The sequence below is a fragment of the Mesorhizobium sp. WSM4810 genome (assembly GCF_055811235.1).
Genome location: NZ_JBVVQV010000026.1, coordinates 16,921 through 40,245 on the forward strand (window position 1 = coordinate 16,921; position 23,325 = coordinate 40,245).

General features: G+C 59.0%; 21 protein-coding genes, 1 tRNA gene and 1 pseudogene. 17 read left to right on the forward strand and 6 right to left on the reverse strand.

Features of this window, described 5'->3' with window-relative positions:
• Positions 1 to 1,157 precede the first annotated feature (1,157 nt).
• The 3 genes and pseudogenes from AC0L3O_RS27925 (at position 1,158) to AC0L3O_RS27935 (ending at position 3,296) form a co-directional block, all read left to right on the forward strand.
• Positions 1,158 to 1,573 (forward strand): annotated as a pseudogene (locus AC0L3O_RS27925) (DUF2924 domain-containing protein).
• Entirely contained in the window at positions 1,570 to 2,895 is a 1,326-nt protein-coding gene (locus AC0L3O_RS27930; protein ID WP_473536144.1) for a recombinase family protein, read from the forward strand. Before AC0L3O_RS27925 ends, AC0L3O_RS27930 begins: the two are co-directional and overlap by 4 nt.
• The gene (locus tag AC0L3O_RS27935; protein WP_473536143.1) at positions 2,895 to 3,296 is read left to right on the forward strand and encodes a hypothetical protein; all 402 of its coding nucleotides are present in this window, start codon (positions 2,895 to 2,897) and stop codon (positions 3,294 to 3,296) included. The genes AC0L3O_RS27930 and AC0L3O_RS27935 overlap by 1 nt, the downstream gene beginning before the upstream one ends.
• 296 nt (positions 3,297 to 3,592) lie before the next feature.
• Here the strand turns inward: AC0L3O_RS27935 and AC0L3O_RS27940 are convergent, their stop codons facing one another.
• Together AC0L3O_RS27940 and AC0L3O_RS27945 are read right to left on the reverse strand one after the other, a co-directional pair.
• Positions 3,593 to 4,582 carry a mannonate dehydratase gene (locus AC0L3O_RS27940; protein WP_473536142.1) on the reverse strand — a complete coding sequence of 330 codons (990 nt, stop codon included), beginning with the start codon at positions 4,580 to 4,582 and terminating at the stop codon, positions 3,593 to 3,595.
• Positions 4,583 to 4,685: 103 nt separating this feature from the next.
• Entirely contained in the window at positions 4,686 to 5,438 is a 753-nt protein-coding gene (locus AC0L3O_RS27945; RefSeq protein WP_473536141.1) for a GntR family transcriptional regulator, read from the reverse strand.
• Positions 5,439 to 5,748: 310 nt separating this feature from the next.
• Between AC0L3O_RS27945 and torT the strand changes: the two genes are divergently transcribed.
• The 6 genes from torT (at position 5,749) to AC0L3O_RS27975 (ending at position 15,637) form a co-directional block, all read left to right on the forward strand.
• Complete coding sequence (torT, locus tag AC0L3O_RS27950; RefSeq protein WP_473617248.1) at positions 5,749 to 6,792, forward strand: TMAO reductase system periplasmic protein TorT; 1,044 nt, start codon at positions 5,749 to 5,751, stop codon at positions 6,790 to 6,792.
• A 41-nt stretch (positions 6,793 to 6,833) separates the two neighbouring features.
• Positions 6,834 to 8,348 (forward strand): sugar ABC transporter ATP-binding protein, encoded by a 1,515-nt coding sequence (locus AC0L3O_RS27955; protein WP_473536139.1) that lies wholly within the window; start codon positions 6,834 to 6,836, stop codon positions 8,346 to 8,348.
• Between the two features lie 113 nt (positions 8,349 to 8,461).
• Positions 8,462 to 9,373, forward strand: coding sequence for an ABC transporter permease (locus AC0L3O_RS27960; RefSeq protein WP_473617250.1), 912 nt, complete (start codon positions 8,462 to 8,464; stop codon positions 9,371 to 9,373).
• Entirely contained in the window at positions 9,366 to 10,361 is a 996-nt protein-coding gene (locus AC0L3O_RS27965; protein WP_473536137.1) for an ABC transporter permease, read from the forward strand. Before AC0L3O_RS27960 ends, AC0L3O_RS27965 begins: the two co-directional genes overlap by 8 nt.
• Before the next feature lie 146 nt (positions 10,362 to 10,507).
• Positions 10,508 to 11,491 (forward strand): dihydrodipicolinate synthase family protein, encoded by a 984-nt coding sequence (locus tag AC0L3O_RS27970; RefSeq protein ID WP_473536136.1) that lies wholly within the window; start codon positions 10,508 to 10,510, stop codon positions 11,489 to 11,491.
• 285 nt (positions 11,492 to 11,776) lie between these two features.
• On the forward strand, positions 11,777 to 15,637 hold the full coding sequence (locus AC0L3O_RS27975) for a hydantoinase B/oxoprolinase family protein (RefSeq protein WP_473617251.1): 3,861 nt from the start codon (positions 11,777 to 11,779) through the stop codon (positions 15,635 to 15,637).
• A gap of 687 nt (positions 15,638 to 16,324) precedes the next feature.
• Here the strand turns inward: AC0L3O_RS27975 and AC0L3O_RS27980 are convergent.
• From AC0L3O_RS27980 to AC0L3O_RS27990, 3 genes are all read right to left on the reverse strand, one after another.
• Positions 16,325 to 16,414: transfer RNA gene (locus AC0L3O_RS27980), tRNA-Ser, on the reverse strand.
• Positions 16,415 to 16,487: 73 nt separating this feature from the next.
• Positions 16,488 to 17,693 (reverse strand): tyrosine-type recombinase/integrase, encoded by a 1,206-nt coding sequence (locus AC0L3O_RS27985; protein WP_473536134.1) that lies wholly within the window; start codon positions 17,691 to 17,693, stop codon positions 16,488 to 16,490.
• On the reverse strand, positions 17,690 to 18,451 hold the full coding sequence (locus AC0L3O_RS27990; RefSeq protein WP_473617252.1) for a hypothetical protein: 762 nt from the start codon (positions 18,449 to 18,451) through the stop codon (positions 17,690 to 17,692). The genes AC0L3O_RS27985 and AC0L3O_RS27990 overlap by 4 nt, the downstream gene beginning before the upstream one ends.
• Positions 18,452 to 18,572: 121 nt before the next feature.
• Between AC0L3O_RS27990 and AC0L3O_RS27995 the strand changes: the two genes are divergently transcribed.
• The 7 genes from AC0L3O_RS27995 to AC0L3O_RS28025 are packed head-to-tail and all read left to right on the forward strand — an operon-like array spanning position 18,573 to position 21,042.
• On the forward strand, positions 18,573 to 18,794 hold the full coding sequence (locus AC0L3O_RS27995; RefSeq protein WP_473617254.1) for a hypothetical protein: 222 nt from the start codon (positions 18,573 to 18,575) through the stop codon (positions 18,792 to 18,794).
• Complete coding sequence (locus AC0L3O_RS28000; RefSeq protein WP_473617255.1) at positions 18,791 to 19,081, forward strand: winged helix domain-containing protein; 291 nt, start codon at positions 18,791 to 18,793, stop codon at positions 19,079 to 19,081. Before AC0L3O_RS27995 ends, AC0L3O_RS28000 begins: the two co-directional genes overlap by 4 nt.
• On the forward strand, positions 19,078 to 19,260 hold the full coding sequence (locus tag AC0L3O_RS28005; protein ID WP_473536132.1) for a hypothetical protein: 183 nt from the start codon (positions 19,078 to 19,080) through the stop codon (positions 19,258 to 19,260). The genes AC0L3O_RS28000 and AC0L3O_RS28005 overlap by 4 nt, the downstream gene beginning before the upstream one ends.
• On the forward strand, positions 19,260 to 20,120 hold the full coding sequence (locus tag AC0L3O_RS28010) for a hypothetical protein (protein WP_473536131.1): 861 nt from the start codon (positions 19,260 to 19,262) through the stop codon (positions 20,118 to 20,120). Before AC0L3O_RS28005 ends, AC0L3O_RS28010 begins: the two co-directional genes overlap by 1 nt.
• Positions 20,117 to 20,299 carry a hypothetical protein gene (locus AC0L3O_RS28015; protein WP_473536130.1) on the forward strand — a complete coding sequence of 61 codons (183 nt, stop codon included), beginning with the start codon at positions 20,117 to 20,119 and terminating at the stop codon, positions 20,297 to 20,299. Before AC0L3O_RS28010 ends, AC0L3O_RS28015 begins: the two co-directional genes overlap by 4 nt.
• Positions 20,296 to 20,502: a hypothetical protein gene (locus AC0L3O_RS28020; protein ID WP_473536129.1), complete on the forward strand. Its 207-nt coding sequence runs from the start codon at positions 20,296 to 20,298 to the stop codon at positions 20,500 to 20,502. Before AC0L3O_RS28015 ends, AC0L3O_RS28020 begins: the two co-directional genes overlap by 4 nt.
• A gap of 3 nt (positions 20,503 to 20,505) precedes the next feature.
• Entirely contained in the window at positions 20,506 to 21,042 is a 537-nt protein-coding gene (locus tag AC0L3O_RS28025; RefSeq protein WP_473617256.1) for a hypothetical protein, read from the forward strand.
• Between the two features lie 327 nt (positions 21,043 to 21,369).
• Here AC0L3O_RS28025 and AC0L3O_RS28030 read toward each other — a convergent pair whose 3' ends face one another.
• A complete protein-coding gene (locus AC0L3O_RS28030) occupies positions 21,370 to 22,068 on the reverse strand; it encodes a cell wall hydrolase (protein ID WP_473617258.1) in 699 nt (232 codons plus the stop codon).
• A gap of 526 nt (positions 22,069 to 22,594) precedes the next feature.
• On the opposite strand from AC0L3O_RS28030, the gene AC0L3O_RS28035 reads away from it, so the two are divergent.
• Entirely contained in the window at positions 22,595 to 23,263 is a 669-nt protein-coding gene (locus AC0L3O_RS28035; RefSeq protein WP_473536126.1) for a recombinase family protein, read from the forward strand.
• The last annotated feature ends 62 nt before the right edge of the window (positions 23,264 to 23,325 follow it).

Sequence of the window (23,325 nt, forward strand, 5' to 3'; positions counted from 1 at the left end):
CATTCCCAGCTTTTTGATCGATAGGAATTCATCGCCTCGCGTACGCGGTGGATGTCGCGCCAGACGATCCATGATGCCGCCATGGGCCAGTGTCCAATGGGACAAGTTCATGGGGTCGGAGGTTTCCTCCGCTGGTGTCGAAGCGAAAGGCTCGAGCCCCCATACTAAGGCTAGATTCTCGACTTCGCTGGACGTCACGACTCCATCAGCGGCAAGCCCGATAAGATTAGACCGCAGCGCTTGGACAGCAGGCGAGGGAGTCGCTTCGAAATCGCGTTTTCGATCAGTCTTTCCCCATAACCAAGGGTCGAACTCAGACCGCTTGACGAAGGGAGTGCGGCCAACCAGACCGTCCCAGTAACCGCCATGACGGCCCACGATCTCCTCGCTGAGGAAGGCGTGTTCGGGAAAAATGCGGAGTCCCACGTTTCTTCGGGAATTGCAAAATTCTCGGACGCACCAGAGGGTCTTACTAGGGCACTTAACGATCCGCTGGCGAAGGCAGATCTGAATTCGTCGAGCATCGAATCCGTTACGGCAGCCAACGATGCATGGCTGCGGCCAACGATTTGCTGTGGGATTTCGGCATACGTGAGTTTATCGCGAAGTTCTGTGACCGGTGAATGGCCTAGCCACAGCTCGGAGGCAAAGCGAGCGTACGCCGCGCAAAGCGAAATGCAGCCTTCAGGAATTAAGTCCGGCATCGGAATGGACGTGGTCAAAACTGCGACGTGATGCGCACAGTTACAACTCTTTGCGCGTCGTTCCACAGCAATTCGCCGTCGAGTGGTGTGGCCGGTTTGGACGGTTAAGGCTCCCTTACCAAGAGCCACCGGAATCAAAACAATGTTGTCGGGTCCGAACCCACTGGCAGCGGATAAACTTAGTAGCTTCGAACGGATGAGCGAACTCGCCACCATCCTCGCAGCCGGCCTCATGCGTCTTCGCGCGCGACAGTCAAGCAGACTATCTGCGCCGCGTGAATAGACTTCAGTCGACTTCAGGACCACGGAGAGCGTGTGTCGGGACCACTCGCAAGGGGAGTTCCGATGACAAAATTCTCTACCGAAGACAGCATCAGGGTCGCGGGCAGGGCGCTCGCACCTGATCGATACAAAGATCCGAACGTGCTCGCTCGTGTGGCAGCTTTGAAGACAATGCCTACTCCAGAGTTGAAGGCGCAGTGGCGCGACCTCTTCGACGGGGAGCCCCCGCCCTACAACCGGCGCTTCCTCGAAAGCCGGCTCGCCTATCGCATCCAGGAACTCGCCTTCGGTGGCCTGAAGCCGGAGACGGTCGAACGGCTGAAGGCATTGGGAGAAGCGTTCGACGGCGGCAATATCGCGGTGCGACGCGTCCGCGGTGAGGATCGTCCGATTGCCGGCACCCAGCTGCTTCGTGAATGGCAGGCGTGGAGCAGACGGTCACAGTCCTTGCCGAAGGCTACGAATGGCAGGGCAGGCCATATCAGTCATTGTCTTCGGTCGCTCGCGCAATCACCGGCACCCGCTGGAATGGCTGGCTGTTCTTCGGGCTGAAGAACCATCGCGGCAAGGCGAGGGGGCGGTCATGAACATTGCCGACACAAAGTCCATCGTCCGCAAGCTGCGCTGCGCGGTCTACACGCGCAAGTCCAGCGAGGAGGGGCTCGATATGGAGTTCAACTCGCTCGATGCCCAGCGTGAGGCCTGTGAGGCCTTTGTGGCCAGCCAGAAGGCTCTTGGGTGGGTTCTCGTGCCTGATCGCTACGACGATGGCGGGATCTCCGGAGCCACGCTGGAACGCCCAGCTTTGAAGCGGCTGCTCACCGACATGGATGTCGGCCTGGTTGACGTGGTCGTGGTCTATAAGATCGACCGACTGTCACGCTCGCTCATGGATTTCTCGCGGCTGATCGAGGCCTTCGACGCGAATGACGTCACCTTTGTCTCGGTGACCCAGAGTTTTAACACTACCACCTCGATGGGCAGGCTGACCCTCAACATCCTATTGTCGTTCGCCCAGTTTGAACGCGAGGTCATTGGTGAGCGTATCCGCGACAAGTTCGCCGCGTCGCGCAAGCGCGGCATGTGGATGGGTGGCTGGGCACCGCTCGGCTATGAAATCAAGGACCGCAAGCTGGTCATCAACGAAGCGGAGGCTGCAAACGTCCGCATGGTGTTCGAGCGGTTTATCTCGACCGGCTCGGCAACAACCCTTTCCAGGATTTTGACTGCCGAAGGGATTTTGACCCGCCGCGGCCGGCCATTGGACAAGGGCGTGATCTACAAGCTGCTCAACAACCCGGTCTATGTCGGCGAAGCCGTGCACAAGGGTACCTCCTACGCTGGTGAACACCAGGCCATCATCAGCCGCGGCCTCTGGGACAAGGTGCAGACAATCCTGTCGGAAGGTTCGAGGAAACGCGCAGCCAAGACTCGCGCGCAGACACCGGCGCTGCTGAAGGGTCTGCTGTTCGGGCCGACGGGATGTGCGATGTCGCCGACACATACGCGCAAGGCAGGCAAGCTCTACCGCTACTATGTTAGCCAATCGGTACTGAAGCAGGGTACTGGCGCATGCCCCGTTGGGCGCCTGCCAGCGGCCGAGGTCGAGGCAGCCGTCATTGATCAGTTGCGCATCCTCATCCGTGCTCCCGAGATCATCATCGCCACCTGGAAGGCAGGCCGCGAACACGATGCCAAGATCAGTGAGGGCGAGGTGAGGGCGGCGCTGCTCGAACTCGAACCGCTCTGGAATGAACTTTTCCCCGCCGAACAGGCGCGCATCGTCCAGCTGCTGGTCGAACGCGTGGACGTGACAATGGACAGCCTTTCAATCCGCCTGCGCACCGAGGGATTGGCCGGTGTTGCGGCCGATCTCAACCAGCGTCAGGATGTCAGGAGCGCCGCGTGATGTCCGATGCAGAGGTCACCGGCAACGGAAGCATCATCACCATTGAGGTTCCGCTGACGCTTCGCAAGCGGGGAGGGCGCAAGCTGATCGTCGCGCCGCTTGGCCAGGAGCAATGGGCTTCTGGTCGGCCTCGCGTCGACAACACCCTCGTCAAATCTATCGCCCGCGCCTATCGCTGGCAGCAGATGCTGAAGCAGGGCGCCTACGCAAGCGCCGAGGATATCGCCAAGGCAGAGAAAATCAGTCCCTCCTACATCAATCGTCTCTTGCAACTGACGCTGCTTTCTCCGGCAATCGTCGAGACGGTCCTCGACGGGTACCAACCCGCCACGATGACCACTGCTGATCTACTTCAGCCGGTAGCGGCGCAATGGCACGCACAAAGGGCGCTGCTATGTTAGGTCCGCTTTGCGCCCAATCTCGGCCATTTAGAGTTCAACAACGCTTGCCGAGAGCTGCCGTGGATTTATGCGCTCGCTTTGGCCATCAGCAACCGCACCCGTCATTGACAGCATGAAAATGTCACCAGCGACCGCCAATTTTGTTCGAGGCTACTGCGAGACTGGACGTCATCCGCTAGGTCGGCGGCCATTTGCGCAACGGCGCGCTCGCCGAACCTGGCTGGCCTCTGCGGCGTCGCAGGACCGAGAGCGACCACATTCAGGCTCCCAGACCGTTGTCCGCTGGTGCTGCAACGTCAGGCAGGCAACTTCGCGGCCTCGAGCAGACCTTGAGTGTAGCCGACCGCATGGAGCCGAGCCTGATGCGAGTACCCTGTGATTACCTCTGTTTCGTCACCAGTTAGCCGCGGCACGTGGTCAGTGCGGAGAAAGCCGTCATATCCAATGCGGCGATACGCACGCACGCACTCGGCCATGTCATTTTGGCCAGCGTCGTGAAACGCCTCAGTAAAGTCCGTTGCTGTGCCGATTATGTCCCGGAAGTGGACAAAATAGATCCTCTTGGTGCTGCCCACTTGTTCGATCGCCTTCACGACTTCCTTTTCCATCAAGGCAAAGTTGCCTTGGCAAAAGGTAATGCCGTTTGCTTCGCTCGGATGAAGCTCTAGAAGGCGGAAGAAGCTATCGACGGAATTCATGATGCGGTCGATGCCGCGGACCTGGGGCAGCGGCGGATCGTCAGGATGCATCGCCAACTTTACGCCGGCCGCCTCCGCGACGGGAATGACCCGATCTAAGAAGTACTTCAAAGCCTCCCACAGGCGGTCGCCTGAGACGCGGCCGTAGGGCGTCAGCATCGTCTGATCCTGTTCGGTGAAGTTATAGGCGCTAACGCGCGCGCCCCCTCGGCTCGCCGCGACATGGCGGGTGCGCTGCCAACCCAAACCACACCACCAATCATAGACCAGCACACCCACCCGAAGTCGGCCGAGATTTGTAATGAACTTCTTGAATTCATCGATTTCTTCATCGCGTCCCGGCAGCCCTAGGCGAATCTTGGTCATCGGAGGAACATCCTCCATCACGGCCAGGTTCAGACCAAAGCTCTCCAGCGTGTCACGGTATTTAACGAGCGGACCATAGTCCCATGGATTTTCGCACGTGCTATCCCAGTCGACGGTGGAGCGGCTGGGCAGAATACCCGTGGCATGGTTGACGTTGATCTGCTTCAGCTGGGACCAAAAGTCGGACGGCCGACCTTCAAGGATAATCTCTGCGATCCGCATTTTTAGGCTCCTGGTTGTGTGACCACGTAAGGTATCTGTTGGAGGGATGTCGTGCCGTCCGAATGATGACAGGCGACTTGGAGCGCCGCCGTGTACTTTCCGATCAGTCTTGATGGTTGTCTCTTTGGGCGAGATAGCGGGCAACAGGTTCAACACCATCGAGAATGTCTTCTCTGATGGCAGCGGCTATCGCTGACGCGTCTCCGGCCCTGAACGCGTTGAGAATTTGGGCATGACTAGCGCGAAACTGTGAAGCGCGCGACTGGCCGGCCACAAATAGAATTGGACCGATTCGCAACCACAATCGTTCCAACATCGAGAGTAGTTCAGGCATGTCCGCGGCCGCATATATCGAGAAATGAAACTTTCGGTGCAGACGCATATACTGCAAAGTCGAGCTGTGATCGGTGACGTCCATCCGATCTTCCTCGCTCGCCATTGCTTTGTAGGTTGCCGCGGCGCGATCTACCTGGTCGTAGTTGGCACGAACGGCCGCCGCTTCTCCCGCCATGGTTTCCAGCCGGATGCGGATCTGCAGCAATTCTCGAAACGTACCTTCCGAGATGTGCGGGATGCGATAGCCTCTATTGGGTAGCGTCTCGAGAGCGCCCTCGGTGCAAAGTCGGGAAAGTGCCTCTCGGACCGGCATCGGACTGACGCCCAAGTCCTTCGCGAGTGGCCGCATGCTTACTATCGCGCCCGGCAGGAACTCGCCGGACAACAGTGAGCCGCGAAGTATCCGGTAAGCGCGAAGACTCATCGTGTCGTCGCTGCCATTTACGTCGATCTGGTCCTCGTAAACCGATGCAGCATCTGGCTCGTCGCTCAACTCTCTTAGCTTCTGGCGTTCAGACAATTTCCTGGCTCCTTAGGCGTCATCAGTGTTTGGATTACTACCACGCTGAGATCACACCTGCAATCCCTTTGAGTGATAGCGCGCAAATCGCCTGTGCGATCACACGCTCGAATGCCCTGTAATTCAAGCCGCATTCTTCGGAATTCCGTTGTGTTCCGCCTGTTAAAAGCCGAGAATGGTGTCGTCTCATTGAATCTTGAAGATTTCAGCCTTGACCAGCCGTCATATGACTGTTATCACAGTGACCATCAAGGAGCGCAGACATCATGTGTGCTGTCGGCGTTATAACAGCAAAGAGGAGGATGTGTCCATGAAAGTCGGTATTGCATCGGTTGTCGTCGGTTGTGCGCTCGGCCTGTCCGTCGTTGCGCCCGCGCAGGCAAAGGACGTGTGGCCTGTCTACAAGGTGGAGGGAGATACCCGCACGAAGGTGGATTTTGAGCCGGTGGCCGCGACCACCAAGAAGTGGCACGTGTGCGTGCTCCTGCCGCACGTGAAGGACAGCTACTGGGTGGGCGTTGACTATGGCGTCGTGGAGGAGGCCAAGCGCCTCGGCGCTGCGCTGAGGGTGTACGAAGCCGGCGGCTACGATCAGCTTGCCAAGCAGGTGTCGCAGTACGACGACTGTCTGGCTGCCAAATCGGATGCGATCATCATTGGCGCTATTTCCGAAGTCGGGCTTGCGCAGAAGCTCAAGGAGTCGATGTCGAAGGGAATTCCAACCGTTGCGTTCATCAACCCGGTTCGCGAGACCGAGGTTACCTCGAAGATCTTCGCCGACTACTTCAGCCAGGGCGAGGCCCAGGGCAAGTACATGCTCGAGCTGCTCGGCCCTGCAGGCGGAAAGGTGGCGACATTCCCCGGGGCGCAGGGTTCTGGTTGGGCCGAGACGTTCCAGGCCGGGTTTGAGGCTGGGGTGAAGGACAGTGCGGTCACGATCGTGGGGCCGAAGTTCGGCGACACTGGCGCCGTGACCCAGTTGCGCCTGGTCGAGGACACCCTGCAAGCCGAACCGGATCTTGCGGGTATTTGGGGGCATCCCACCGCGCTGCAGGGTGCCGTGGGCGCTCTGCAAGAGGCGGGCCTCGAAAACGTCAAGACCGTTACCATGGCCGAGAACACCGAAGTCATCCAGTTGGTGAAGGAAGGCTCGCTCGACGGCGTTGCCGTGGAGTCGGCGGTTTTGATGGCGCGGGTTGCCTTTAATAGCGCCATTCGCGCACTGGAAGGCGGCGAGGTCGAGCCGTTCTACCAGCCGGTCCCGGACGTGGTAACGCCGCAGAACGCGGCAACCTATGACTTCTCGATGATCATGGCCCCGGAAGGGTTCCTTCCGGTCTTTACGCTCGAGTAACTGACTGTAGCCGTTCTCAAATTCGAGTCCAGGAGGGTCAAATGGTGTTGCAGGCAAAGCAGATTTGCAAGGCTTACCCCGGCGTTGTTGCCCTACACGAAGTAGACTTCGACCTGGTTCCCGGAGAGGTTCACGTCCTGTTCGGAGAGAATGGTGCAGGGAAGTCGTCTCTGACCGGCATTCTCTCCGGCCTGCGGCCACCAGACGACGGCGTCGTAGTGATTGCGGGTGAAACCATCACGCAGTTTCACCCGCACATCGCGCGACAGCATGGCATCGCTACAGTTTTTCAGGAGTTTAGCCTGGTCCCGTCCCTTAGCGTCCTCGACAACCTTTTTCTCGGGCGTGAGATCACACGCTGGGGGCGTCTCGATCGCAGCGCAATGAAGGCGCGGGCCAGGGAGATATTCCACGACCTCGGCTTCCAGATACCTCTGTCCGAGAAAGTCAGCGCGCTATCGCGCGCGCGCTCCCAAATGGTGGAAATCGCCAAGGCTCTGTTGTTCAAAGCCCGGATACTTATCCTCGATGAACCCACGGCGTCGCTGACCGACAAGGAGGCCGACCACCTTCTGGATGCTGTTCGCCGTCTGCGGGAAGCTGGCGTCGGGATCATTTATGTTTCGCATCGCATTCGAGAAATTCAGTCGATCGCCGACCGCATCACGGTGCTGCGGGCCGGCCGTGTCGTCGCAACGATCAACGCCTCCGAGGCCAGCGAGACGCGACTCGTCGAACTTATGACCGGTCGTCGCATCGACGCGCTGTTCCCGGAACTAGCCCACTCACCTAGAGACGTTCGGCTGGAATTCCGCGATCTCACGTTGGCCAACCAGCTAGTGCGTGGCGCGAACATCGTCGCTCGCGCCGGCGAAGTGGTCGGCATTGCCGGGCTCGTCGGGTGCGGCAAGAGCGAGCTCGGACGGGCCGCGTTCGGCCTGGAACGGGTCGCCAAGGGCACTCTGGTTGTCGACGGAAGGACCGTAAGGCCTCGATCGCCGCGCGCAATGCTCAAGCGTCGGCTGTGCTACTTCCCTTCCGATCGCAACGGTGAGGGCCTGGCGATTGATCAGGACATCGTCGCAAATTGCTCAATGGCAGCTCTCGACCAGCGCCACATCACCAGGTTCGGCTTTTTGAAGCGGGAGGCCGAGGAAGACTCGGTAACGGCCTCGATGCGTCGGCTCGAGTTGCGGCCGTTGGAAATTCGCAAGCCGGTAAGTACGCTGTCTGGCGGCAACCGCCAGAAGGTGCTGCTCGGCCGCGGTCTCATGAGAGACATCGGGATCTTCATTTTCGACGAGCCGACGATCGGGATCGATGTGGGCGCTAAGGTCGAAGTCTACCGATTCATTGCGGATCTCGTCGCCCAAGGGGCTGCGGTCATTGTTATCTCGTCTGAACTCTCGGAGGTCCTCGCGATGTCGAACCGCATCTATGTGATGCACGAAGGACGCGTTGTGAGTGACTTACAGGGCGAAGATTGCACTGAAGAAAATGTCCTGACCGGCTTCTTCGGTAACAGGGTCCAACCAATCACTGCAGAAGCCAGGTGACCATTATGTCAACCCTACCGTTTCCCGTCAGCCCCCGCCGAGGATCTACCGCGCTAGCCATACTTGCGCGTGGAGGCATGGTGCCATGCCTGGTTGTACTCGTTGCGGTATGTATGGTGATCCTCGAGCCGAATTATTTCTCAAGGCTGAATCTTTTCAACATCCTGCGAAACTGCTCGCTGCTGCTGATTACATCAATCGGCCAGATGCTGGTGATGGTTGTGGGTGGTTTCGACATGTCCGTTGGCGCCGTTATGGCGCTTGCGTCGATCGTCTCGGCACTGACCATGAGCTACCTGTCCGCGGCCTTCCCGGAGTTGGGCGTTGTCTATGTCTGCCTGGGCGGAGTGATAGCAGCCCTCGCGGCGGGCATCGTGACAGGAACAATTAACGGCTTGATCGTGGTCAAGCTGCGGGTCAACCCATTCATGGTCACTCTCGCGATGATGTCCATCCTCACCGGCCTCGCGCTTTTCGTAACGCGAGGAGTCCCTGTTGGCGGGCTGCCCAAGGACTTTGTGTCCGTAGTCGGACGAGGAACGTTCGCTGGAGTGCCGCTGATCTTCTGTATCGCCGTCGTGGTTCTCGGGCTGAGCTGGGTCTGGACCCAGCACACTGCCGCCGGACGGCATGTCTACGCAGTTGGCGGCAACCCGGTAGCGGCCAAGGCCTCAGGAATCGTTGGAGGCAAAGTTCAAATCGGCGTCTACGCGGTTTGTGGCCTGCTTGCTGCGCTGACCGGCGTCCTGATGACTGCACGCGTAGGGTGGGGGCAGCCAACGCTCGGCGCTACCGGTGCGATCGAGTCCATCGCAGCAGCGGTCCTTGGGGGCGTCTCACTGCGGGGTGGCATTGGGCATGTGGAGCGTGTTGCAGGGGCCGCGCTGCTGCTTGCGATGCTGTCCAACGCACTCAATCTCGCGAACATCGACAGCAAGTGGCAGACCTTGATCCTGGGTGTGACGGTCATCGTCGGGGTCCTGATCGAGGTCAAGACACGAAACGAAAGGGATGGGGATGCCTGAAGTGCGCTCACTCAACATCACCACGGGACAGCTATTGTTCCGCAGCGGAACGCTGAAGGAAAGGGCGATCTTTGCTTCGATTACACTCCTACTATTCGCAGGGTTCGGACTGTATCAGCCGGCAGTCTATTCCGCCGACAATATCGGCAACATCCTCGTGCAGGCGAGCTACCTTTGCATCTTCGCGGCTGCCCAATCGCTTGTGATCACCACGCGGGGATTTGACATTTCGCTCGGAGCGACGATTTCGACCGTCTCTGTGCTTACTGCACTCGCGATGACTGGCAGCGCTGGGCCCGGAACGGTCGCAGTCGGACTTGGCGCGGCACTGATCGCCGGCGCGGGTATCGGCAGCTTGAACGGCATACTTGTTTCCTACGGCGGCATCAATCCATTCATTGCCACGCTAGGGGTTATGTACATTCTGCTGACGGTCGCCTCGACGATCAGCAATGGCTTCCCCGTCACAGGGCTGCCTGACGAGTTTCTGTCATTGGCATACGTGCGCGTCGCCGGCCTTCCACTTTCATTCATCTGCGCGATTGTTGTCCTCGTCCTTCTGCAGCTCGCACTGTCGAAGACAGTTTTCGGTCGCACGCTGATGATCATCGGGAGCAATCCGCGAGCCGCGAGAGCGGCCGGCATGGCGCATCGGTTTCATCTGTTCGGTGCCTACCTTATCTGCTCGGTACTCGTCGGCTTGGGTGCCTTCCTTCTAACGGCACGAACCAGCTCCGGCGAACCCAATCTCGGGGGCAACATGACCCTGGAGGCCATTGCCGCGGCAGTTCTGGGCGGGATGCGTCTGCGCGGCGGATCCGGCGACATGTTAGCACCGCTTCTTGGAGCCCTGTTTGTCACCATTCTCTCGAATGGGACCAACCTGGCGGGTGCTGGGGGTTACACCCAGCAAATCCTGCTCGGAGCCATCATTATCGCAGCGCTGTCGATCGACAGTCTGCGAAGCCGCCAACTGGATGGGTCCTGAATGAATACATCAAAAGCGCAGTCCGATTGACCGTCGTTCATTTCGAACTAACAGCCATCTGCCGTCTCACATCGCCACGGGGCGCGGCCGCGCACGCGGATGGACTGGCACTCTCTGCAGACACAACAGACCAATAGGAACTTGAAATGCAGACCAAGATCTTTTCCGGCGTAATTCCGGCGCTGATGACCCCCTGTAAGGAGGACCGCAGCCCCGACTTCGACAATCTTGTCCGCAAGGGCAGCGACTTAATCGCAGCGGGGATGTCTGCGGTCGTCTACTGCGGGTCCATGGGTGACTGGCCGCTATTGACTGACACCCAGCGCATGGAGGGTGTTGAGCGCCTTGTGAAGGCAGGCGTACCGTTAATCGTTGGAACGGGAGCGATCAACACCGCGTCGGCAGTAGCGCATGCTGCACATGCCCAAAAGGTCGGCGCACAAGGCCTCATGGTGATTCCGCGGGTCCTGTCGCGCGGCTCTTCGCTGATTGCACAGAAGGCTCACTTCAAAGCTGTCCTGTCGGCCGCGCCGAATTTGCCGGCGGTGATCTACAACAGCCCCTACTACGGCTTCGCCACACGCGCCGACCTGTTCTTCGAGCTGCAGGCCGCGCATCCAAATCTCGTCGGCTTCAAGGAGTTCGGCGGAAGCGAAGACCTGCGCTATGCGGCTGAGAACATTACCAGCCGTGACCGCGGCGTTACGCTGATGGTCGGCGTCGATACTGCAGTCTTCCACGGTTTCGTCAATTGCGGCGCGACCGGTGCCATTACAGGCCTCGGCAATGTGTTGCCGACGGAAGTCATCCATCTATGCAGCCTGTCCCGGGCGGCAGCAGCAGGCGACGTTGACGCGCGCCAGCGCGCGCAGGAACTGGAGCAGGCAATGGCCGTCCTTTCATCGTTCGACGAGGGGTCCGACCTGGTCCTCTACTTCAAGCACATGTTGGTGATGAACGGGGACAAGGAATACACGCTACACTTTAATGCGACTGACGCCCTTACCGACAGCCAGCGCGGTTATGTGGAGGCGCAATTCAAGCTCTTCAACACCTGGTACGCCGAGTGGAGCAAACTCCTCGGCGCGGTGCAGAAATACAAGAGCTGGCGCGATCTGGTGACAAGTTAATCGATGTTCGCGGGAACGATGGACAATTCAATGGATGTCTACGGTCTGTCAAACTCAGGCAGAGTATCGGGACAAGTAGAAAGGGGAGAGAGGTAATGACCGGGAACTACATAGAGGTAAATATCCCGTGGTACGAGACTCGTATCCTGAATTGCTCGTTCTGCGGCAATATGATCGCCGGGGAGTACTGGCACGACGACGAGTTCGCGGAGGATAAATTTTGCGAGCCATCATGCGTCAGTTTGAAACGTCGACTGAAGTACACGACATCAAAGGGGACTGAAAATGCTTCGAATCGGGATTGACGCGGGAGGCACTCACACGGATCTCGTCGCACTGGACGCCAAAACGGGCGAGATATCCATCGTCAAGGTCCCCTCGACACCAGCCCAACCAGCTGATGCACCCATTACGGCGATACGCCAGGTCGACGTAAAGCCACACGAAGTCGAGCGCGTGGTCATCGGCACGACGATTGCGCTCAACGCACGACTGCAAAAGCACGGTTCGACGGTGCTTTATGTCGGCACACAGGGGGTGGAGGATTCGCCAATTATTGCGCGCATCGACCGCAAGGAGGGGTACAACCCAGCTTGGCCCAAGCCTGACTCGGGCGTCAAGCGCCGCCACACCTTTGGCATCGCCGAACGGATTGACCATAAGGGGAACGTGCTGGTTTCCCTTGCGCCGAACGAGTTGCAGCGACTTCGAAAATGGATCGCGAACTGGGTCAAGACCGACCCTGCGCGGGATTGGGCAGTCGCTGTCAATTTGCTGTTCTCATACGTGGATCCCTCGCACGAGAGGGCGATTGGCGACTATCTCGCCCAGCATTTCCCGGAAATGACGGTTTCCCTGTCGCACGAGGTCGCTCCCGTTTGGCGCGAATACGAGCGTGGCACGACCGTCATCACTGATGCCTTCATCAAGAAGTCCATCCGTGAATTTAGCCGGCGCGTGTCGCACGACGTAAAGGCGCTGGGGATCGAGGCTCCCCTCTCGCTGATGAAATCCAACGGTGGACATGTGGAAGCGAAGTCGGCCGAGGCTGCTCCGGTTCAACTGCTCCTGTCGGGCCTAGCGGGAGGTGTGATCGCCGGCCGTCGCTTCGCACGCGATCATGCACAGGGCAACGGTGTGACGCTGGATATGGGCGGCACAAGCACCGACGTCGGTTTGATCGTCGGGGGGGAATTCGGTTCCACTACCGAATATGAGATCGAATGGGGCGTTCCGGTCAGCGCGTTGTTTATCGACTACACGTCGATCGGCGCCGGCGGTGGGTCTATCGCATATATCGATACCGGTGGCCTGCTACGGGTTGGTCCACGCAGCGCGGGCGCCGAGCCTGGCCCGGCCTGCTATGGGCTGGGCGGTACCGAGCCCACCGTGACTGACGCCAATGTCGTACTCGGCCGCCTCGACCCGAACTTCTTCCTTGGCGGCAAGAAGAAACTGAACGCCGATCTTGCCCGTCAAGCCGTGGCGGGGCTCGCGGCGGGGCTCAAGCTGTCAATCGAAGAAACTGGGCTCGCGATCCTCGACACCGCGGCCGCCAATATGGCCGACGCTACGCGGCTTCTTACAGTCGACCGAGGCTTGGACGCCCGGGACTTTTCCCTTGTCGCGTTTGGTGGGGCGGGTCCGCTTCACGCCGTCGACGTTGCTCGCCATCTCGGTATGGCACAAGTCGTTGTGCCGCCGCATCCGGGGTTGGTATCGGCCCTTGGAACGCTGCTGGCTAGCCTCAGGGTCGACCGGGCCCGCACCGTTGCCCACCGAACTGATCGTATAGATATCGACGACCTAGCAACGGAACTGAGAACTGTTGCAAGCGAAGCCCTGGCCGAAATCAAGCGCGATGGGCACACAGGAGAGGCGCTGCTGGCCGGATATCTCGGCATGCGATACCTCGGTCAGAACTTCGGTGAGTTGATCAAGCTGTCGTCCTCCGAGATTAATCAAGCCGTACTCGACCAAGCCGTTCAGGATATGCATCGCCGGCACGAGGAGCTGTTCGGGTACGCGATGCACGATCGTGCGATTGAAATCACGGAAGTGCGCGTCGTGGCGCTGGGCGAGGAGGACGTGTCGGCCAAGCTGGTCGCGCCAACAGGAGGCGATGGGAAGTCGTACGCCACCCGCAAGATCTATTTCGGCGGTATTGGATATTCCGATACGGCGACTTACCGGCGTGACGTTCTCTCTGAGGGAACAAGGATAATCGGGCCGGCGCTAATAGAGGAAATGGACTCGACGACCCTGCTGCACCCTGGCGACGTCGGGGTGGTGCGAGGTGACGGCACTCTGGTCGTGCAGCTGAGTGAAGCTTCGGAAATCTCGTCCTCGCACGCGGCCGGGAAAGGCAGGCTCGCGCCTGAACAGGATCCCACCACCCTGACCGTCGTCAGTAATGCGCTACGAAACATCAGCGATGAGATGGGCAGCACCATGGTGCGCACGGCCTATTCGCCCATTTTCAGCGAGTCGCATGACTTCTCGTGCCTGCTGTTTGACCGGCACCTACGGATGATCGGTCAGGCCGAAATGAACCCGGCGATTATCTGCGCCGGCTTGCTTACCATCCCGCACTGCGTCCGGGAGGTTGGTGCCGAGAATTTCCATCCGGGCGACATTGTCCTGCACAACGACCCATATCGTGGTCAGTGCCACATGCCAGAGCACCTTCTTCTCAAACCGATTTTCCTCGATAAGACCCTGATTGGGTACGCCGGAAACATTGCCCACATCGGCGAGATCGGCGGCATGGCGGTTGGCTCGTTCGCATCGACTGCGACAGAGGTCTTCCAGGAGGGCCTAAGACTGCCTCCCGTCAAGTTGATGAGTGAGGGCGAGTACTGCAAAGACGTCTGGCGGATCATCATGGCGAACCACAGAACGCCCAATGCAACGTGGGGCGACTTCCACGCCATGATGGGGTCACTTACCACTGCCGAACGTCGAATGCAGGCACTCGTCACGCGTCATGGGCTCGACACCTTCGAACGCATCTGCGACTCGCTGATCGAGCACGCAGAGAAGTGGATGCGGTCCGAAATCAGGAAGATACCCAACGGCGTCTATTCATCGAGCGACTACTTCGAGGATGATGGGGTCTCCACGACGCCATACTATTTCCGTGCCGACGTGCACGTTTACGACGAAGATATCGTCGTTGACCTCTCGGCATCGGACAAGCAGGCAGCCGGGCCAATCAACGTCACCTACGTCGCGACGTCGGCGGCTTGCTCTACGGCCATTCTGCAAAGTGTTTGCGCCAAAGACGTTCCGCTCAACACCGGCACGTTCCGCCCAATCAAGGTCGTCTCTCCCCCTGGTACTGTCGCCAATCCGACGTTCCCGGCGCCGAGTGTCGCGGGGAATACCGAGGGGCAACCTCGAATTATCTCCTGCATTCTTGGTGCTTTGGCGAAGGCAATGCCCGGGCGCGTCGGCGCGAACGAAGTCGGCACTTGCTGCAATATGCTGATGGGCGGCGTCCACCCCGATACGGGAGAATTTTGGACACACTATCAGTTGGAAGGAGGTGGCTGGGGCGGGAGGGCTGACCGTGATGGCAACAGCGCTCAAACCACAGCACACGCTAGCACGATCCGGACCACTCCCATTGAGGTCTTCGAAAGCAGATTTCCTCTGCGGGTTCTCGAGTATTCGCTGCTGCCGGATTCCGGCGGTGCGGGACAGTTCCGCGGCGGCCTTGGAGTGCGTCGCGTGTTCGAGGTCACTGCCCCTTCCGTCACGCTCAGCGCATTGCTCGATCGGGTGAAGGAAGGGCCCTGGGGCTTGAATGGCGGCGAGCGCGGAAGCCCTGCGGGCATATTCATCAAGCACCGAGGACATGAAAAGTTCCGCACGTTCGTCGAAGCTTACGGGACTATCAGCCCGACAAAATTCGTGAACATCCAGCTCGAATGTGGAGATCAGTTCATGGTGCTTTCCCCCGGGGGGGGCGGTTATGGCGATCCTTCCCGCCGCGAGGATGCCGCGTTGCTCGACGACCTTGCAGATCGCTTTGTAACTCACACCGGAATGCAGGCCTATGGCCGGACCCCGAGGTTTGGGGAGCAGGTCGAGGCTACTGTTGATCTGTCCAGGAAGGTCGCGACGCCTAAGGGGCGGGGCTGATGGCGAAGAACCACGGCGCCGAACCCAGTGCCGCATCGGTGGAACAGCGTCAGCCCGGCCTACCTTCTTACGGTCAAAAGGTCGGCAGAAGAACTTGGTGGGTTGCGGATGGCGTGAGGCCAAAACCACGTCCAGCGGCGATGGGTTAAATGACTGCGGAGGAGCGGACTGACGCCTGGCTATCAAGCGATCCACCGCACAGCAGCGGACGTTTCCAACGGAGTTTTTAGGACAAGTTGCGGTTATCGAACCGGATGAGATCGAATGTCCAATAAATAGGACGATGAGGAATGGCTGCTTTCCGAGCCATGTTGCCAAAAGCCGACCGTCTGCAGTCGGCCCCATTTCGGTCTTTTAATGCCACTCGCTCTGACCGCCGCTACTGGCGGTCAGTTCGCGTCATGCGACGCTTTCGACATACAGGTTGGAACTCAATTGCATTCGCCTAGGGAGCGATCCGCCCAACTTCGCACGATCACGAAACCGGTAACCTGTTGAGACTATTGGTATCGAAATCTGTGAACCAAAAGAGCGAGGTTGCCAGGTTCGGAGAATATCGGCCGAGAGAGCGCTCATTCAACGGGGAATAGTCGGCGGTGCGGCTGCCAGCCTTTCTTTGAAACCCCGCAGTTCTGCGGGATCCGTGCACCGGCAAATGTAAGCAGAGAATGTTGGGGCAGGGTGCATTGGCGGAGGGAGTGGGATTCGAACCCACGGTGGGCTTGCACCCACGCCGGTTTTCAAGACCGGTGCCTTAAACCGCTCGGCCATCCCTCCAAGTAGCTGTTTTCTTTGAGCTATCTCGAATTATCAGCGGTTCTGAAAATGCCCTTTGCTACGCGCTTTGCAACTATTTGCCTTTTCGCTCGCTGCTTATAGCCGCCTGCAACGCCGCGTCAACTTGCTCTGCCGCGTCGGCCTGCATGCCGGGCATAACATGCGAATAAAGGTCGAGCGTGATTCCGATTGTTGAGTGCCCAAGGCGTTCGCTGGCGACCTTTGGATGAACCCCGGCCGATAGCAACTGTGTGGCGTGGGTGTGCCGAAGGTCATGAAAGCGGATGCGGGGCAGGGCGGTCTTTCCCAAGACGCGCACCCACTCATGCGTAAGCGACCTTGGCTGCAATGGCGAGCCGTCGACCTGGGCAACCACGAAGCTGTCACCGTCCGGCCGCAGCCCCAACCGGAGCTGTTCCTCGGCTTGCCGAATGCAATGCGCCTTCAGCTCGGCAACGACGCTGGCCGACAGCGCCACGGTCCGCGCCCTGCCGGACTTCGGCTCCTTGTAGCGGACACCCTCTGTAGTCTGTTCGGCGCTCTCCACGACGGATACCTGCCGGCGGTTATCGCCTAGTTCGAGATGGTCCCAGCGCAACGCCAGGATCTCGCCGCGTCGCAATCCGCACGTCACAGCGAGCAGAACCGAGATGAACATGCGCGTCGGTCGGAGCATTTCAAGCAAGATGGCCGTCTGGCCCACGTCATAGGCAAGCATTTTCTTCCGCTCGACCTTCGGCGGTGTCGTCGCCTGCGCCGGATTGCGCGACAGCCTTTCCCAAGTCACCGCCTGGCCCAACGCCTTAATAAGCACGCGGCGGTAGTGGTGGACGGTACGGGACGACAGCGGCGGAAGGGGCGCAGTCGGTTCCCCATCCTTCTTCTTGCGATGGTCGACGCGCGGCGTCGTCAGCGCTGTGGTGAAGGCCGCGTCTATCCGGTCGGTCTTCAGCTTGGACAGAACCACATTGCCGATGAGCGGCGCCAGTCCCTTCCGGCAAATCTCGGCGTACCTCTCATGCGTTTTCGGAGCGACCGATGGTTTGATGAAACCTAGCCATTCGTCAAGAAACTCGGCGACTGTCTGCTTGGTGGGTTCGACATAGAGCCCTTGGTCAAGAATCGTGATTAGGCGAGAGCATTCCTTCTGCGCCTCGCGCTTCGTCCCGCTGAAGCTATGCCATTTGCGTTTCTTCTTGCCGGTCTTCGGGTCGATCTCGCCGACATCGAGTACGATTGCCCAATGGCCGGGGCTGCGCTCGCGGATATGGCCTTTCATTCCGATCCTTCTCCGTATTTGGTCTTATAGAGCCGGCGCAACCGGGTTGCCCATCCCGACTGGTCCCAGAAGGGCGGCGGGATACCATACTGCTCGGCGAAGGCTTGCGGGTCCGCCGCCTCTTCTTCAGCCAATTGCTGGATCTGGGCAGCCAGATAGTTTTCCTGCTCGTCGTCCGAGAGTGCTTCGTAGCGTGCAACTTCCTCTGGCGTGTCCTCGCGGTGGTAGAGGATCCCGAGGAATCGATTTTGGCGTCGTATCTCGTTCCGTCGCTCGATCTCCTCCACGTGTTTACGGGCCGCTTCCACATGCTTTTCAGACTTTCGCAAGCCGCCCTTCAGCGTCCGCGACTGCACGATGTCGCCGATCATGTTGTACAGCGTCACAACCAAGTGTTGGATGGCGAGAACACCCTCCGAGGCGACTTCTGCGTGGTCGCTCGCCAACGTGAAGATGTCCTTTATTTCGTCTTGGCCGAACAGCAGGTCTTTGTTCTCGGGGCTTACGAGCCGCCGGTAAACAGCGTGCAGTTCGACCGACTGGTCTGCTAGGATCTTTATACCGTCGCTCGAAATATCGACGACTTGCTCAAGCTCGATGTCGACTAACAGCCCGAGCTGACAGAGACGCCGGATCGCTTCCGACTTGCTTTGGATGCGGTTCTGATGTTGCCACTCCTCGATGGCCTCCAGCTCTTCGCTGCTGATTACCATCTGCAAACGCTCGCTATCGCCCTTGCCGAGCTTAGGTCTTGCCATGCCATTTTCTCACGGTTTTGTGAGAAAAATACACACAAAACGGTTGCAAGCAAGACGGGGCGGGATTAAAAACGTTTATTACACACATTTGGTATCTTTACAGTGAATGGAAGAGGAACAAATGACACTGGACGAAGCGCTCACCCATGCCACCGTGTCCGTGCAGACGGCCGGCAAGGTCTTCTACCGGCTCGGCCGAAACGCAGCTTACGACGCTGCGAAACGGGGAGACTTCGGAACCATCAGGATCGGCGGCAAGATTGTCGTCCCGGTGGCGCCGATAGCTGCTCAACTCGGGCTTCGAATGCGGGTAGCCGAACGCGGCAAGGAAACCGCGGCATGAAGAAATTTTCCCTGCTTGTGAGAATCGAGCCCGATGGTCAGACGATGCGCCTTGATGGCCGCGTAGCCTGGGCGATGAAACAGTTGATCGACGCCGGCCAACGAGGCTGCACGCCTATTACGCACCCTGGGCTACGCTGGTCAGATTACGTCTTCAAAGCGAGGGCTCTCGGCTTCGGCATTGAGACTGTCCACGAAGGACATGGGGGCCAGTTCCCAGGCCATCATGCGCGATATGTGCTCCACTCCAAAGTGTCTATCCTCCAAGACGTGGCGGCAGCCGCATGAGCGCCGCCGCTGAAAAGCTCGCAAACCCCGTCGATCTCGCGGCCAAGTGGCTGGCAACCGGATCGGCGGATCGCGCGAAAGCGATAATTCCGCAGTTGCAGGAACGGTTCGCCTTACCGCTCAAGGATGCTGTCGAGGTCTGTCGGCAAGCGGCCCTGATCCGGGCGAGGGCGCAGTGATGGCCTTGCTCCGCTCTACGTCCAAAGCCCAGGGGCGCGACTACCCGCCTGAGCATGTTTCCGATGAGGGAGAAGTAATCGAGTTCCGGAATGGAAAGCCGGAAACCCTCTATGCGAAGGCGACGCGCGAACTCGCCGCCTTCAAGTTTGAGCTATACGAAACAGCCGCGGCCGACCCAAAACTAACAGATGCCGCCGTACGAGCCATCGTTGCGATGGCTCGCTATGTCACGGTGGATGAGAGGACGCTTAAGCCTACGGTCGCCTATTTATCGAACATTTCGATGATGGCTGAGGCGGGCATTCGCTCGAAGACCACAGTCGGCAACATTCGTCGGTTGATGATCGAACTCAAATACTGGGTCGACGTGGGCCAGACCGCAGACGGTTGCCGGTTGTACCGCATTGAGAATCCCCGCCGGGATGCTGTTCAAATGCACATACGCGAAGCCCGCGAAAAACTTCGTGAGGATGACACGATCCGGAAAGAGAACGAAAGGAGACGTAATGCGGACCGGAAAGCTGGAAGGGTACCAAAAACTGTTACCCCCCAAGCGCTAGAGGGTGCCAAAATTTGGGACGACAGGATACCAATTTCTGACCCCAATTATCTTAGAGCATACCTTGGAGATTTTAGCTCTGAAGGGAAGACTAACCCGATATCTGAGGTCTTTTCTGATTTGGGTCGCGAATGCCCGTTCCCGGTTCCGCGGACTGAAGAGGAAGCGGTCAACCTTTTGGTGTCGCTGTTCGACGGCAAGGAAAACCGCCCAGGTCTGATCAACTATTTCCGAACCAAGCTGATGAGCGGGAATTTGACACCGGCCGACATCGAAAAGCATCGGGAGGCAGTAGCATGAACCGCGAACCGCAGCAGCTAGCGGTTATCGTAGAGCCCGAAACCTCGGCGGCGCCGACCGCCGTTGTGATCAGCGCTCTTCCCTATATCGCTAGGCGCATGTGGCGGGAGCGAATGCTCGCCCTGCCAAACAATCCCGGCGACGTGGTGGCTCTGCAAACCGTGCGGAGGCAGGCATGAAGAAAGGCAACGAAGCCTTAGCAATGACCGGGCGCTGGCAAGATGGCGAACAAGGCTGGGTCATTCTCGATGGTCGGCGGAACGAGCAGGGCGTCCATGCCGATCACCTGAACAAGGAACCGCAAATGCTGTTCCACGGCAAAGTTCCTGTCCTGCAAGGGCAAGATGCCGCTCATTGCATCCGTGAAATATTGGCGGCCTAATCCATGACGGCAAAAACAAAAATCCTTCCCACGCCCGACAACGCGCACCAATCGAGGCCGTCGCGCCTCTTAAAGATCGACGGCAGCAGCGTCACTATCGACCATACGGCAGCCCAGAAAGCCTTCGGATCATCGGATGAGGATTTCATCAATGGCTTCCTGCACCAGCTGGTTAATGTCGGCAGCCACGGTAAAACGCCAGACGATAAGGGCACGGCCTTCGTTGCCTCGATCGTGAGAGGCATTGAACCGCAGGATCAGATCGAAGCTATGTTGGCATCGCAGATGGCTGCTGTGCACATGGCGACAATGACGTTCGCCCGCCGCCTTGCTCACTGCGAAACTATCCCGCAGCAAGACAGCGCCGAACGTGCTTTCAACAAGCTCACCAGGACATTCGCGGCCCAGGTCGAAGCCCTAAAGAAATACCGCACGGGCGGCCAGCAGCACGTCACCGTGAAGCACGTCACGGTGAACGAAGGCGGCCAAGCTATTGTCGGCAACGTCGCCCATGGGGGGCAGGGTGACCGAAAAAAATAACGTCAACCTCATGAACCTAGCGCCTCGGTGTCATGCTCGGTCGAAGCGGACGGGTTGCCAGTGTCGATCGCCAGCGGTGAGGGGCAGCGCAGTCTGTCGCATGCACGGTGCGGGCGGTGGCGCACCTGAAGGCAAGCGGAACGGCAACTATCGCAACGGAGGCAGGACGAAACGCACAATGGCAGCCTTGGCGATTGTTCAGGCAATGGCGCGAATATGTCGGCAGACGATCGATGATCTGTCTGAGAAATAGGAGGGCGGCGGTGCCCGCCTGCACCCCGCGCCATGGACAGAAAGCCGATCCGCACCACCTTGAACGGCGGTTAATCAGCCGTTAAAGGCGGGCCCCTCCTCCAGCGCGATCAGGAATTTGCCCGGCCGCCACGGTTCGTTGTCGGCGGACGTCCCGTGATAGTGCTTGGCCCGCCCAGCGCCAAAGACCAAGCCTTCTTTCTTCGCCTGCTGAACCACTGCCCGTCCCCACCCCTTGAGGCTCTTGGCCGAGGAGTACAGAGGATTCAGGTAATTCAGGTGGTTGCCCACCGAGGACTCGGCGCCGGCAGCACGGTCCGCCAGCCAGCGATCAACCTCGCGGGCGACCGTCGCCTTGATGTGGCGGCCCGGCATTTTCTCGAGCGAGCCGTAGGCCGTCCGCAGGTTCGAGTTGATGCCCGAGAACTGCCAGCGGGCGTTGCCCACCTTGGCGACGGTGTCGCCCCACTTCCCGGAGGCGAGGCGGTTGAGAACCGTATCTATCACGGCATGGGTCTGGCCGGTGAAAGCCTCGCCCTTCAGAGACGCGACGACTTCGGTCGAGGCGATTTTCTTCAGGTTGAGGACGTCCGTCGGGGTGAGAACGATCATATTCCCCGCCGCCACGGGAGCCGGATATGTTGAGCCGGGGCGGCAGACGAGCGCTTGGCGCTCGATCGAAGGAATACTCCCGGCTGCGTTGCCAGCGGGAGATGCCGAGGCGATGATGAAGAGCAAGGTAACAAGGCAGGCAACGAGGGATTTGATAGTCATCAGCGAACCCGTCCTTTTTGTTCGGCGGTGCCCACGATCGCGGGACCTATGACGGGGTCGTCGGCTAGATGCTGCGCCGGGAATTGGGCGAGCGTCCGTAAAAGTCTTTTAAAATCAATAGTTTAATTGAGATGGACCGCGTTGCCGGACTGGGAACTGGGAAGAAAATCGCTCTCTCGGCTACATGCTGCGCCGGGAATATTGGGCGGGGAGCGCCCGTAAAGTCTTTTAAAATCAATAGCTTAAATTGAGATGGGCCGCGTTGCCGGACTGGAGGCCTCTTCGGCTACATGCTGCGCCGGGAATTGGGCGGGGAGCGCCCGTAAAGTCTTTTAAGTCAATATCTTAAATTGAGATGGGCCGGACTGGGAGGCCTCTTCGGCTACACATGCTTGCGCCGGGAACTGGGTTAACTTGACGAGCGGGGCGCGGTGCCCAACTGGGAAGAGATAACCTTCAGCTAGTAACTTGTAAGTTTTCTAAACAGACGTATAGTGTCCTTACATAACAGAAAGGGACACAGGTAATGAAACGGGCCGTCGCTTATATCCGCGTTTCGACAGCACAGCAGGGCAAGTCGGGTCTTGGCCTCGAAGCGCAGCGGGTTGCGATTGCAAAATTTGCTGAAGCCGAAGACTTAGAGCTGATCGCCGAATTTCAGGAAGTCGAGACGGGCAAAGGCGCGGATGCTTTGAATAAGCGCCCCCAACTCGCAGCTGCCTTGTCTGATGCCAAGCGCAACGATTGCGCGGTTGTCGTCGCCAAGCTCGATCGGCTGTCCCGTGATGTGGCCTTTATCTCGGCTCTTATGGCGAAGCGGACGCCGTTCATCGTCGCAGAGCTGGGCGCGGACGTATCGCCTTTCATGCTGCACATCTATGCAGCCGTTGCGGAACAGGAACGCGCCATGATTTCACAGCGCACGAAAGACGCGCTCGCAGCCGTCAAGGCCCGTGGCGTAAAGCTCGGCAATCCGCAGATCCGCAAGGCCCAGGAAGCCGCTGCAGAGCGCCGTACGGCCATTGCCAACGGCTTCGCATCCAACGTCCTGCCCATTATCAGAGAAATTCAAGCAACGGGCGCATCCATGCGGAATACGGCCGCCGCCCTCAACGCGCGGGGTATCCCGACGGCTCGCGGTGGCACATGGGCGGCAACGCAGATCAGCGATATTTTAAAGCGTAATGTGGTCTGAAGGCGCTGGCCAGGTTCATGCCGCCAGAACATGTAATATCATCAACCATAAGACTGCGAAGC

Coding starts and splice junctions, on each gene's coding strand:
- AC0L3O_RS28000 (WP_473617255.1), top strand. CDS start 18,791: ATGAAGAAATTTTCCCTGCTTGTGAGAATCGAGCCCGATGGTCAGACG.
- AC0L3O_RS27940 (WP_473536142.1), bottom strand. CDS start 4,582: ATGCGGATCGCAGAGATTATCCTTGAAGGTCGGCCGTCCGACTTTTGG.
- AC0L3O_RS27965 (WP_473536137.1), top strand. CDS start 9,366: ATGCCTGAAGTGCGCTCACTCAACATCACCACGGGACAGCTATTGTTC.
- AC0L3O_RS28025 (WP_473617256.1), top strand. CDS start 20,506: ATGACGGCAAAAACAAAAATCCTTCCCACGCCCGACAACGCGCACCAA.
- AC0L3O_RS27935 (WP_473536143.1), top strand. CDS start 2,895: ATGTCCGATGCAGAGGTCACCGGCAACGGAAGCATCATCACCATTGAG.
- AC0L3O_RS28030 (WP_473617258.1), bottom strand. CDS start 22,068: ATGACTATCAAATCCCTCGTTGCCTGCCTTGTTACCTTGCTCTTCATC.
- AC0L3O_RS28005 (WP_473536132.1), top strand. CDS start 19,078: ATGAGCGCCGCCGCTGAAAAGCTCGCAAACCCCGTCGATCTCGCGGCC.
- AC0L3O_RS27985 (WP_473536134.1), bottom strand. CDS start 17,693: ATGAAAGGCCATATCCGCGAGCGCAGCCCCGGCCATTGGGCAATCGTA.
- AC0L3O_RS28010 (WP_473536131.1), top strand. CDS start 19,260: ATGGCCTTGCTCCGCTCTACGTCCAAAGCCCAGGGGCGCGACTACCCG.
- AC0L3O_RS28020 (WP_473536129.1), top strand. CDS start 20,296: ATGAAGAAAGGCAACGAAGCCTTAGCAATGACCGGGCGCTGGCAAGAT.
- AC0L3O_RS27930 (WP_473536144.1), top strand. CDS start 1,570: ATGAACATTGCCGACACAAAGTCCATCGTCCGCAAGCTGCGCTGCGCG.
- torT (WP_473617248.1), top strand. CDS start 5,749: ATGAAAGTCGGTATTGCATCGGTTGTCGTCGGTTGTGCGCTCGGCCTG.
- AC0L3O_RS28015 (WP_473536130.1), top strand. CDS start 20,117: ATGAACCGCGAACCGCAGCAGCTAGCGGTTATCGTAGAGCCCGAAACC.
- AC0L3O_RS27975 (WP_473617251.1), top strand. CDS start 11,777: ATGCTTCGAATCGGGATTGACGCGGGAGGCACTCACACGGATCTCGTC.
- AC0L3O_RS27990 (WP_473617252.1), bottom strand. CDS start 18,451: ATGGCAAGACCTAAGCTCGGCAAGGGCGATAGCGAGCGTTTGCAGATG.
- AC0L3O_RS27970 (WP_473536136.1), top strand. CDS start 10,508: ATGCAGACCAAGATCTTTTCCGGCGTAATTCCGGCGCTGATGACCCCC.
- AC0L3O_RS28035 (WP_473536126.1), top strand. CDS start 22,595: ATGAAACGGGCCGTCGCTTATATCCGCGTTTCGACAGCACAGCAGGGC.
- AC0L3O_RS27960 (WP_473617250.1), top strand. CDS start 8,462: ATGGTGATCCTCGAGCCGAATTATTTCTCAAGGCTGAATCTTTTCAAC.
- AC0L3O_RS27995 (WP_473617254.1), top strand. CDS start 18,573: ATGACACTGGACGAAGCGCTCACCCATGCCACCGTGTCCGTGCAGACG.
- AC0L3O_RS27955 (WP_473536139.1), top strand. CDS start 6,834: ATGGTGTTGCAGGCAAAGCAGATTTGCAAGGCTTACCCCGGCGTTGTT.